The 11,081-nt window shown below is 67.3% G+C and carries 8 protein-coding genes and 3 pseudogenes; 7 read left to right on the top strand and 4 right to left on the bottom strand.

From position 1 onward, the window contains the following. Both VXC91_RS37910 and VXC91_RS37905 read left to right on the top strand, forming a co-directional pair. Positions 1 to 510 (top strand): sulfite exporter TauE/SafE family protein (locus VXC91_RS37910; protein WP_329511901.1); only part of this gene is annotated, 510 nt, incomplete at its 5' end. Between the two features lie 580 nt (positions 511 to 1,090). Beyond that, a pseudogene (locus tag VXC91_RS37905) lies at positions 1,091 to 1,805 on the top strand (integrase core domain-containing protein); the annotation flags it as partial. A gap of 475 nt (positions 1,806 to 2,280) precedes the next feature. Here the strand turns inward: VXC91_RS37905 and VXC91_RS37900 are convergent. Continuing rightward, complete coding sequence (locus tag VXC91_RS37900; RefSeq protein ID WP_329511900.1) at positions 2,281 to 3,204, bottom strand: LysR family transcriptional regulator; 924 nt, start codon at positions 3,202 to 3,204, stop codon at positions 2,281 to 2,283. 213 nt (positions 3,205 to 3,417) lie between these two features. Here VXC91_RS37900 and VXC91_RS37895 point away from each other — a divergent pair, with 213 nt between their 5' ends. The 3 genes from VXC91_RS37895 (at position 3,418) to VXC91_RS37885 (ending at position 6,865) form a co-directional block, all read left to right on the top strand. Continuing rightward, positions 3,418 to 4,308, top strand: coding sequence for a 3-hydroxyacyl-CoA dehydrogenase NAD-binding domain-containing protein (locus VXC91_RS37895; protein ID WP_329511899.1), 891 nt, complete (start codon positions 3,418 to 3,420; stop codon positions 4,306 to 4,308). Between the two features lie 2 nt (positions 4,309 to 4,310). Further along, positions 4,311 to 5,219, top strand: coding sequence for a hypothetical protein (locus VXC91_RS37890; protein WP_329511898.1), 909 nt, complete (start codon positions 4,311 to 4,313; stop codon positions 5,217 to 5,219). A gap of 146 nt (positions 5,220 to 5,365) precedes the next feature. Further along, positions 5,366 to 6,865: a CoA transferase gene (locus VXC91_RS37885; protein WP_329511897.1), complete on the top strand. Its 1,500-nt coding sequence runs from the start codon at positions 5,366 to 5,368 to the stop codon at positions 6,863 to 6,865. Between the two features lie 3 nt (positions 6,866 to 6,868). Here the strand turns inward: VXC91_RS37885 and VXC91_RS37880 are convergent, their stop codons facing one another. Next, positions 6,869 to 7,315, bottom strand: coding sequence for an MBL fold metallo-hydrolase (locus tag VXC91_RS37880; protein ID WP_329511896.1), 447 nt, complete (start codon positions 7,313 to 7,315; stop codon positions 6,869 to 6,871). Positions 7,316 to 8,118: 803 nt separating this feature from the next. Between VXC91_RS37880 and VXC91_RS37875 the strand changes: the two genes are divergently transcribed. Continuing rightward, positions 8,119 to 8,772: a hypothetical protein gene (locus VXC91_RS37875; RefSeq protein ID WP_329511895.1), complete on the top strand. Its 654-nt coding sequence runs from the start codon at positions 8,119 to 8,121 to the stop codon at positions 8,770 to 8,772. Positions 8,773 to 9,142: 370 nt separating this feature from the next. Further along, positions 9,143 to 9,448, top strand: a pseudogene (locus VXC91_RS47490) (transposase); the annotation flags it as partial. Positions 9,449 to 9,560: 112 nt separating this feature from the next. Here VXC91_RS47490 and VXC91_RS47485 read toward each other — a convergent pair. Both VXC91_RS47485 and VXC91_RS37865 read right to left on the bottom strand, forming a co-directional pair. Then, positions 9,561 to 9,692, bottom strand: a pseudogene (locus tag VXC91_RS47485) (IS30 family transposase); the annotation flags it as partial. 16 nt (positions 9,693 to 9,708) lie between these two features. After that, a complete protein-coding gene (locus VXC91_RS37865) occupies positions 9,709 to 10,788 on the bottom strand; it encodes an IS110 family RNA-guided transposase (protein ID WP_329511894.1) in 1,080 nt (359 codons plus the stop codon). Positions 10,789 to 11,081 lie beyond the last annotated feature (293 nt).

The raw sequence follows: 11,081 nt of genomic DNA, 5'->3' as shown, positions 1-11,081 counted from the left end.
CAGCGCCTCGTGGCGCACCCGCTCAACTTCGAAGACCCGTCAATCCTGCGGGTGCTCGTCGGCCTCGCCGTGGCGTTGGTGATCGTCCAGCCCAGGATCTCCCGATGGATCGCGAAACGCCGCGAGGCCGATGGCGTCGAGGGCACGGACCACCACAGCATCACCCCGCTGCTGCTGATCTTCACGTTCCTGATCGGTATCTACGGCGGGTGTTTCACCGCCGCACAGGGCGTGTTGATGATGGCGGTGATGGGCGTGATGCTGCCCGAGCCTCTGCAGAGGCTCAACGGTACGAGAAACGTCCTGTCCGCCTTGGTGAACGTCGTCGCCGGCACGGTTTTTGCTCTCATCGCGCCGATCAACTGGCCTGTTGTCGCCCTGCTCGCTGTCGGCTCGAACCTCGGTGGGCAGCTCGGCGCCCAGGTCGGGCTCAAGCTGAAGCCCGCCGCGCTACGCGGGGTGATCGTCATGGTTGGTGTCGGCGCGATGGTTCAACTGGTCACGAAGTAAGGGAATGTTAGGGGCAGACGTGATGGGGAACCGATCCGCTGATTTCGACCGTGCCGTGTCGCGGGCAGCTGAGCATGGGCGGTCGTGGCTGCGCGGACTGGATGAAAGGTCTATCAGGCCACTGGCCTCGATTCGTCAGCGGCTGGTGCTCGGTGATCGTCTCGGCGGTTCGCCCGTAATGTCCTCGGTGCCGGTGGGGTAGGCCGTCGCATGACGCTGCGGGGACGCCGGGTTCCACGGGCCCGGGGTTGCTCTCCTTCCTGGTCGTTGGGGCTGGTGCCGACCGTCAGGTGGCGGCCGGAAGCTCGGTCAGGCGGTGCCAGGCGAGGACGAACGCGTCGGCTCAGGGCCAGGTGCGTTCGATCCGCAGCCGGCGACGCCGGGCGTGGGGCGGGCATCTGGTAGAGCCGGTAGCGCATCGTGTCCGGTTCGGCGCGCTCCAGGTCGTCTTGGTCGTGCAGGGTGAGCAGGCGGACCCAGCAGTCGAGGTCGTGTCCGAGGTTGGCGGCGAGCATCCATCCGCGGTTGGCTTCCCAGGACTTGCTCGGAGGTTCCGCAGACCCATCGCCTTGTCTGCTATCCGAGGTGGGGACACAGGCGGATCCAGGGGGAGTTGGCCCGACTCGGGCATCATCGCCGCTTCCACGGTCTGGCAGATACTGAATGCCGCGGGTGTCGACCCGGCGCCGCGTCGTACTGGCCCGACTCGGCGTGAGTTCCTCACCGTCCAGGTCGAGGGCATCATCGCGGCGGATTTCTTCCACATCGACGCCGCGCGGGGTGGGCGGTTGTGCGCGCTGGCGTTCATCGAGCACGGTACCGGGCGCCTGCACATCGCCGGGGTCACCGCCCATCCGACGCGGGATGGGACGGTGCAGCAGGCGAGGAATCTCGCCGCCGACATGGGCATACGCATGGAGTCCCTGCGCTTTTTGCTGCGTGATCGTGATGGCAAGTACGGCGAGGCGTTCGACGGCGTCTTCCAGGCCGAGGACATGGAGATTCTCAAGAGCGCGCCGCGAACTCCTCGGATGAACGCCCACTGCGAACGGATCATCGGCAGCACCCGGCGTGAGGTCCTCGACCACGTCCTCATCGCGAACGAGGCCCATGCTCGAAAGGTCCTTGCCGCCTACGAGCGGCACCACAACGAGCACCGACCCCACCAGGCCCGACACCAGCTACCGCCCGAGGCTCACGAACAGCCCGCCACCGTGCATGACCTCGACACCCGCAAGGTGCTACGTACCCGGATCCTCGGTGGTCTGATCAACGAGTACCGATATACGGCGTGACGTGCGGCGACGACTTTTCGAGCGGCACAGGCGCGGTACAACAAGCGGATCGACCCGCTCGGCGACAATGGACTGACCCGTACTCAGCAAGCCGTCGCCCGCCACTGGGGCGAGGTCCTGGAACAGCTTCCCCGGCTCGCCGATGCCATAGAGAAGGGGGACTTCGAGGCCCTGGCCGACGAGGGCGAGCGCCTGGCCCACCTCGTCGACTACGTCTGGCGCGATGCACGGGCAGCTGACCGGGCGCTGTACTGGACGATGGCGCGCTGTTTGACGCAGTCGACCCCGACGCGCTCGACTCACCCGTGGGCCGGGCACTCCACCCGGACCACAGCCCCCGCGACTGAGCCCGAAACAGCACGAGGATCCCGGCAATCACACCGCCGGGGTCCTGCTATCCCTTTCGGCCGTATCTCGGCTGACCCTCTGAACCGCTGCCCCTGAGCGGCGCTCGCCACATGAAGCGCAGAGGAGGTCAGCAGCTTCTGGACCGCAGGCTGGTGATTATCTTCAGCAGGCGGCTCACCGCCGGATCGGCGTCGGGGCGGTGGACAGCGTGGACGGCGGTGTCCAGATATCCGGCGTGCCCCTGCAGCGGTATGAAGGTCGCGCCTGGAACGGTGAGTTCGCTCAGTCCTTCGGGCAGCAGGCTCACGCACAGGCCCGCGGCGACGTAGCTGAACAGGCCGCTGAGATCATCGGCGATCGCCACCCCTCGGGGAATGAACCCCGCCTGGCGGCAGGCGAGTTGGACCTGTTCCGCGAGGATGGGCAGCGCGCTCGGGTCGGGCAGCACGAAGTCCTCCTCGCGCAGCTTGGCGAGGTCGATCTCGCCGGCCGCGGCCAGCGGATGACCGCTGGGCACCGCGGCGCCGATCCGCTCGGTGGCGATGACCTGGCTGGTGAGGTCGTCGAAGACCTGGGCCGGGTCGCGCAGAAAACCGAGGTCGAGCGCCCCGGTGCGCACCTGGTCGGCCACGCCGGCCGAGGAACCATGCCGCAGGTGTACCCGGAGCCCGGGCAGTTGCTCGGCTGCCGCGCGCAGTATCTCCGGGAGGTAGAGGTGGCTGAGGAGGCTGACGTAGCCGACCCGGACGTCCCCTTCCAGTCCGCCGGCGACCCGCCGGGCCCGCTCGACCGCGGCGGTCTCAAGATCGAGCAGCCGCTGTGCATCGGCGGCGAACGCCCTCCCCGCCGCGGTCAGCCGCACGCCGCCGGGGCCGCGGTCCAGCAGGCGCGTGCCCACCACCCGCTCCAGGCGCTGGATCGACTGGCTGAGGGGCGGCTGGCTCATGCCGAGCCGCTCGGCGGCCCGGCCGAAATGCTTCTCCTGCGCGACGACCAGGAACTGCTCCAGCATCCGCCGCGAGAGGTTGATACTGCTTGGGCTATCACTCACTACGCAATCATATATTGGACAGACATATGTCGGCGGGTGTCGACTGGATCCGAAGCAGCCGGCTGGAGTGTGGCGCCTGTGCGATGGCATACGGTCCGCTCGACTCGCCGCCTTGTCCATGACCGCTTCCTGCAAGAAGCGGTGCCGGTGCCGTGCCAGGGCTGACTCCTCTGAGCTGCTTCTGTGTTCCCGTCTTCCTGTGGGGTGATCTGCATGGCGGTCGTAACGATCGTCGGTGCCGGTGTCATCGGCATCTCCTGGGCACGTCTGTTCAGCGAGGCGGGCTGGGAGGTCCGCGTCAGCGACCCGCGGCCCGATCTGAAAGAGGTGGTGGCACGCGAGCTGGTGGGCGTGCCGGTGACCGCGACCGACGACCTGGCCGCGGCCGCGACCAGGGCAGACTTCGTGCAGGAGGCCGGACCGGAGCGGATCGAGATCAAGGAGCAGATGTTCGCCACGCTGGCCGCGCACACCCGCGACGACGTGGTGCTGGCCTCCTCCTCGTCCTCCTTGCTGCCCTCCGCCATTGCCCAGCGCAACCCCGCGGCAGAACGCATCGTGATCGGCCACCCGTTCAACCCGCCGGAGCTGATGCCCCTGGTGGAGGTGGTGCCCGGGCCGCAGACCTCCGCGCGCACAGTGGACCGGGCGGTCGAGGTCTACCGGGAGCTGGACAAGCTGCCGATCCGGCTGAAGAAGGAGATCCCGGGCTTCGTCGGCAATCGGCTGCAGAAGGTCTTCAACGACCAGGCGTTCTACCTGGTACAGCAGGGCGTGATCGACGTGAAGGATCTCGACGACCTGGTCCGGGCCTCGCTGGGCCTGCGCTATGCCACGATCGGCCCGTTCGAGAGCGGTGTCCTCGGCGGCGGACCGGAGGGCATGCGCCATCTTGCCTCCCATGTCGGTTCGCAGATGACCTTCGAGATCGGCAAATCCGACCCGGCCCGGATGGGCGAGGTCTTCGACGCGGTCGAGCATGCCTATGGCACCGGCGGGTCGGCCTATGAGCGGCTGGCCGCACTGCGCGATGGGCGCACCCGGGCCGCCCTCAAGCCGCTTGGCTGGCCAGAGCCGGCAGCCGTCGACGGGGAGGACGAGTGACCATGGCAAAGGCACTGTTGGCGCTTCAGGTTGTGCCCGGCACGGTGCTGCGTGTGGGTCTCCCGGACGGGCACGTGCACACGGTGGTTGAGGATACCGGCGCCGCGCCGGACGGCATTGTGCTGGAATCCGGGGTCGTCTACTGGACCACCATGGGCACCCCGACGATCGATCCCGACACGCCCGGCGAAACCGGGCAGGACTTCTCCCGGCGCAATGGCGGCGTCCACGCCCTGAGCCTGGGCGGCGGCCCGCTACGCGACGTGGTCGCGATCGGGCGGATGACCACTGGCAAGCAGCTGACCTCCGACGGCGCCGGCAGGCTGTACTGGGGTGACCGCGAAGGCCATCGGGTCAGCCGGGTCGCAGTGGACGGCAGCGGCTTGACCGACCTCGTGGTGAACCCCACAGAGGACGGGATCATGGGCGAGTGCGTCGGCGTGGCGGTGGATCCCGTCCGCAAGCACCTTTACTGGACGCAGAAGGGGCCGTCCAAGGGCGGCAAGGGCCGGATCCTGCGGGCAGGGCTGGAGATCCCGGCGGGTGAATCGGCGGAGAACCGGTCCGACACCGAGGTGCTCTGGAGCGGGCTTCCCGAGCCCATCGACCTGCACATCGATGGTGACTGGCTGTACTGGACCGACCGCGGTGCCGCGCCCCTGGGTAACACGCTCAATCGTGCGCCCCTTCCGGCAGTTGGCGCGGTCGGTCAGCCGGCCGAGGTCCTTGCCGAGGGGTTCGCCGAGGCGATCGGCCTCGCTGTAGACGGCGAGGCGGGCATGGCTTACGTCTCCGACCTGGGCGGTCACATCCGCGCCGTTCCGCTGCCGGACGGCCCCGCCGCCGGCCAGGAGTCGCACGAGCTCATCGCTCTGCCGGTCCCGTTGACCGGACTGTGCCTGGCGCAGTAGTCATCCGCCACCTCTCAACCCGTCACTCCAACTGAGCGAACCACTGACACTGCGCACGTTTGTCGCTGACCGGCTCCGCTGGAGCCGCGCGACGGAGTGTCTGACTGCCGGCATCTGACGCTGGCTCAGAAAGGAAGCTGGACTCAATGAATTTGACCGAGCAGATTCGCCACGCAGTCAAGAACCCGATATCGACGGACGTCTTCGACTTCGAGGCGAATCTCGCGACCATCCTCCGCGAGGCCGGGCTGAAGCCCCAGGATTGCGGCGGTGAGGTGACGTTCGCCTCGGGGGCGGATCCGCTGATCCCCGGTCGCTTCCGGTTCGGATCGGCCGCCGCGCTGGCGCTGGCGGCCAAGGGGGTCGCCGCCTCGGCGATCTGGCGGGACCGAGGCGGGCATGACCAGGACATCAACATCGACGTCCGGAAGGCGTTTCGCCGCTTCGCCGGCTTCGCCGACGGACGGTGGGAGCTGATCAACGGCAGGCGGCCATCGATCAAGTGGAACAAGTACAACCCCTTTGTCGAGCAGCCGTTCTTCCGCCGGACCAAGGACGGCCGGAGCGTCGTCGCGTTGAACATCTATCCGAGCCTGCGAGCCAGGGCCCTGGACATGCTGGACTGCGCGGACCACTCCACCGCCATCAACGCCGTCATCGCCCAGTGGAACGCGGACGAGCTCGAGCAGGCATCGGCGGACTCGGGCATCGTCCTGGCCAAGGTGCGCACGGCGGAAGAGTTCCTCGAGGAGCCGCAGTACACCGATGTGCTCGCCGACCTGCCGCTTATCGATATCGAGAAGATTGCGGACAGTGACCCGGTGCCCTTCTCGGACGGCGCTGTGCAACCGCTCGACGGAATCCGCGCGCTGGGGATGGGGCACGTCATCGCCGGCGCGGGCATCGGGCGCGATCTCGCCTCCTTCGGTGCGGACGTGCTGAACGTCTGGCGTCCCGACGACGTCGAGATGGAGCCGTTCTACTGGGACACCCAGGTCGGCATGCGGTCGACCTATCTGGGCGATGCCGACCCGGATCGCACCCGATTCGACCAGCTCCTCGTCGACGCGGATGTCTTCTTTTCGAACCGGCACCCCGGTTACCTCGTCAAGCACGGCCTGACAGCGGAGGAGCTGTCCGCGAAGCGCCCAGGGCTGATCCACGCCGAGGTGACGCTGCACGGCCCGTCGGGCCCCTGGATGAACCGCCCGGGCTTCGACGAGATCGGCGCCTGCGTCTCTGGCATCTTCGCCCTGGAGGGCACCCTCGAGGACCCCAAGCAGCCGCCGATCCTGCCCGTCGTCGACAACGTGGTGGGCTGGCTGGGAACGGTCGGCGTTCTGGCGGCGCTGCGCCGGCGCGCGACCGAGGGCGGCTCCTACCGCGTGCGGGTGTCACTGACCAAGACCTGCCTGTGGCTGATCTCCCTCGGCGTCTTCGACAAGAAGTACACGCGGGCCACCGCGGGCTCGACACCCGAGCACACTCTCATCGACCCCGACGTCTTCACCGCGCCGACCCCGCTCGGCATGTACCAGGGCATGACCGACCAAATCGAGTTCTCGTCCCTGCGCCAGGGCTGGTTCAGCAACGTCCTCAGCCCGATGGGAGCCGATGATCCAACTTGGCGCACAGCGCGGCGCTGAGCCTCACCGCGGGCTCTGTTCCGTAGTCGGTGGTGACGGTGTGTCTCGGTCTGCGAGAGGCATGGATGAGGTCAACTCCCTTGTGTCTGTGGTGTTTTCCGGGCTGTCGGCGCTGATCACCGAGGATTTGGCGGACGACGGGGAGGTGGTCCGGTCATGGCCCAGGCCCGGGATGTCGCGGTGCCCTGCCCGGTCTGCGGGGTGCCCGCGCACATGCGGGAAGCGCTCGAGAAGGGTGTCCAGTCCGAACCAGTGGTCGCCGTGCCCGTGGGTCAGAAAGACCGTGGTGAGGCTCTTGCCGTTCGCTGCGACCCAGTCGGCCAGTCGGCTCACCGTCATCAGCGCGTCGATCAGTACCGCATTGCGCTCGCCGGTGATCAGCTTCGCCGTGACCGGCGACCACATGCGCAGGGGGAGGTCGGGCGGCACATCGGCGATTTCAGTGGGCATCGACGGCGCTACGGAGACACTTCAGTTCAGCCGTGCTCCGGCCATCGGTACTTCCTCGAGTCTCTCAGGCAGCTAGAAATAGGTGGACATCGAGCTGTCACGTCGCCGAATCGAATCAGGTTTCCCGTCAGAGTAGCCCACGCATCGACAGAGGTAATTGGTATATGCTTCGGTCAAGAAGGGGGCTGCTGGAACGGCGCGAGTGGAGGCGGACTATGGCGCATCGGGCACGATGTGGTGTGGTACCCGAACCGTGTAGCGCTGTAGGTCGAGGGCCAGCTCGTCAGCGCTGCCGAGGCGCACCGGGCCTGCGATGCAAAGCGAGTCACCGCGCACCACCGGCACCCGTGGCCGCCGCCCGCGCAACCCTCCGGCGTGGATGTCGAGGCCGCTTCCTGCACCCCTCAGCGAAAAAGAAGTAACTTTCCTATGCTTCTTTGCGAGGCGTTCACACAGAACAGACGCGGCCGCGATCGGCGCCTTTCGTGGTCTCGTTCGCGGGCGGCAAGGCGCTCTCGCGCCTGCCGCATCAGTCCCTGACCGGTGCCGAACCCTGGCATTGCACGGCCACATGCGAGTGCACTGCTACGTCCTCGAAGGCGGCGATGGCGGCATGCAGAAATCACTCAAGGCCATCGACCGCGTCGCCGAGGCCGAACCCGCGACGTCGCGGCAGGCCACAAGAACAACGAGGTCCTCGACACCACCACCAGACACCACCGAACAGGGAGACCGAAATGACCGCGCTACTCGCACAGGTTCTCGACGCCCACGGCGGGATCGACCGCTGGAAAGCACTGACCATGGTCCGCGCCACCATCGTCACAGGTGGCGACATGTTCGTAATCAAGGGCATGCCGCAGGACCCCACCCCTCGTGAGATGACCGTCTGGCTGCACGAGCAGCACGCCTCCGTACTGCCGTTCGGCGCGCCCGACCAGAAGACCAACTTCACGGCCGACCGAGTCAGCATCGAAAAACTCGACGGACGCCTCGTGGCCGAACGCGACGAACCGCGTGAGTCGTTCGCAGGCCATGACCTCGACACCCCCTGGGACCCGCTGGATCGCGCCTATTTCAATGGATACGCGCTGTGGACGTACCTCACCACGCCCTTCCTGCTGGCGATGCCCGGCTTCACCGTCACCGAAATCGAACCGTGGCGGGAAGGAGAGGAACTCTGGCGTGGACTGCGCGCGACTTTCCCGCCCGGCACCGCCGGCCACAGCACTCAACAGGACTTCTACTTCGGCCCCGACCATTTGCTGCGCCGGCATGACTATCACGTCGACATCGCAGGCGGGTTCGCCGCGGCACAGTACGTCTACGACACCGTGGAAGCGGACGGCATCCGCCTGCCCACCAAACGCCGGGCCTACCGCCGCGATGCGGACCGCCGCCCGATCCTGGGCCAGACAATGGTCTCCATCGATGTCAGCAACCTTCGGTTCACTTGAGCACAGCGGGCACATCGGGTACGTCCCTCTGGAGTCTGAGGACGCGGACTATGATGCGCTCCCGCCGACGAAACCCGCGGTTCATGACGAGCTCCGCCGTATGATGCAGCCCACCGTTCGCACCGTCGGCCCAGGCAAGGCCGAGAATCCGGGTCGAGGAGCACTGCGACCCCCTGTTGGATGGAATCGTCCCCGGCGGGCTTGTCGACTCTCATTCTGAAACGATCAGTGAGCAGGAGTTCGGCCGCGCTGGCAACGCCCCTGGGACCCGTCCGGCGTCGCCCGGCGCTGCCTTGCCCAACTCCGACTACACAGGACTCAGAGGCGGTCCCCCGAAGACCACCTCTGATGCCGATCAGCCACTGTGCTGATGCGGGCCGCTCGCTGGGATCCCTCTCCGGTTACTCGGGTGCGACGACCTCGACGCGGCCTGGGCTTGATCCGCTTTGACGGACGTCCGAGATCAGGGGTTCTGCCCCGGAAGGATGTCCATCATGGAAAGCATGGGGAAGAAGAGCCTCGGCCTCGCCGTTCGTTCACGCCGGAGTACAAGGGCGAGATCGTCGAGCTGTGCCGGCGCGGTGACCGCTCGGTCGGTCAGGTCGCCAAGGACTTCGACCTGACCGAGGCCGCGGTGCGCGACTGGGTGAAGCAGACCGAGGTCGACGCGGGCGAGCACGAGGGGCTGACCAGCAGCGAACGCGAGGGGCTGGCTGCGCTGCGACGGGAGAACCGAGGCTGCGGGAGGACGTGGAGGTCCTCAAGCGGGCCACGGTGGACTCAATCGATCAACGCAACAGGGCCTCCAGCCTATCGGCAGGTGTGTCGAAGTCGAGAGTCTTGCGAGGGCGCAAGTTCAACTTCTGTGCGATGACGTCAAGATCGTCTTGACTGAGGTGGCCCATGCTTTCGCCCTTGGGTGCCTCTGTGAAGCTTCTATGTCCCGTCAACCCTCATGTTCGCCGTAGCGGCGCTGTTGAGGTGGCGATAGAGGCGTCGGGCGAGGTAGCGCTTGAGGCAGCGGCGGATTTCGCGGTCTGTCTTGCCTTCGGTGCGTCGTCGGTCGGCGTAGGCACGGGTCTGGGGGTGATGCACCATGCGGACCATCGCGATGACGTTCAGGGCACGATTAAGACGCCTGTCTCCGCCGCGGTTGAGCCGGTGGCGGGTGCTGTTGCCGGAGGAGGGGGGGATGGGGCTCACTCCGGCGAGGGCGGCAAACGCGGCCTCGTCGCGAACCCGCCCTGGGTGGGACCAAGCGACCAGGACGGTGGCGGCGGTAACGGGGCCGATCCCGGTTTCCTCAGGGAGGCCGGCGGCAGGACTCGCGTCGACGAGCTCGCCTATCCGGTTCATGTTGTCCGTGATCTCGGCGTCAAGTACGAGGATCCTCTTGGCCAGCCGGACCGCCTCGGTGCGGGCCGTCGTGGTGGCCAGGTCCTCCTCGCGGGGCCGCCAGCGGGCGATTTCGCCGACCTGCTTGGCGCCGAGAGGACGCCGGGCGTCGATGCCGAGGTCGGCAATGCGCACGAGAGCGGTCAAGGCGTTCACGGCCCTGGTCCGCTCGCCCGTCAGCTCGTCCCTGGCGGTGAGGAGGATCTGGGCTGCCGCCCGGACCCCCTCGTCCATCCGCGGGGTGCGCAGCTGTTCTTCGGGGAGCGGAAGCACGGCTGCGGCTATGCGCCGGGCGTCGATCGGGTCGGATTTGCCGATGTCGCGGCGGCCGGCGGGTCCCATTCTGGCGGCTTCAACCACCCGGTAGCCGGCACGTGCCGTCTGGCGGGCGATCAGGGCCCCGTAGCTGCCAATGCCTTCGATGACCCACAGGGCACCGAGATCCCCGCTGGTGCGACGTCCTGCCCAGTTGATCGCACGGGCCCTGCCAGCGTGGGTGTTGGGGAATGCCTCCGTGCCCAGGTGTTCACCGTTGGCGGCGAGCACGGCGTAGGTGTGAGTCCCGGCGTGGGTGTCGACGCCGATGACGAACGAATGCGTGCCGGCGACAATGGTGTTCACGCGATCAGGGTTCCTCTCCGTGAGACGGTGATCCCGGTCGCTGCGGACCGGCGCCGTGCCCGGGAGAGGTCACTTCGAGGCAGAACTGTGACGGGCCACGGCCCTTGGGGGTCGGGCAGGCTTCTTATCAGGCCACCGAGGTGGGCCGGGTCGGCGCCAGCCGCCCGCCGCTGTCGGACAGTTCATAGGCAAGGCACCCTTGAGGGCCACTTTTGTCAGGAGTCACGACAGCAGCGAGGCGACCGACGTCAACCCTGCCAGCCGGTCCCGGACCAGCCAGGTAAAGACTCACA

The organism is Streptomyces chiangmaiensis (assembly GCF_036281785.1).
Classification (GTDB): domain Bacteria; phylum Actinomycetota; class Actinomycetes; order Streptomycetales; family Streptomycetaceae; genus Streptomyces; species Streptomyces chiangmaiensis.
Note: the sequence above shows the minus strand (reverse complement) of the source record. Positions and strands in the feature narration are given on the sequence as shown.

Coding starts and splice junctions, on each gene's coding strand:
- VXC91_RS37880 (WP_329511896.1), bottom strand. CDS start 7,315: ATGCCCACTGAAATCGCCGATGTGCCGCCCGACCTCCCCCTGCGCATG.
- VXC91_RS37890 (WP_329511898.1), top strand. CDS start 4,311: ATGGCAAAGGCACTGTTGGCGCTTCAGGTTGTGCCCGGCACGGTGCTG.
- VXC91_RS37875 (WP_329511895.1), top strand. CDS start 8,119: ATGGTCCGCGCCACCATCGTCACAGGTGGCGACATGTTCGTAATCAAG.
- VXC91_RS37895 (WP_329511899.1), top strand. CDS start 3,418: ATGGCGGTCGTAACGATCGTCGGTGCCGGTGTCATCGGCATCTCCTGG.
- VXC91_RS37885 (WP_329511897.1), top strand. CDS start 5,366: ATGAATTTGACCGAGCAGATTCGCCACGCAGTCAAGAACCCGATATCG.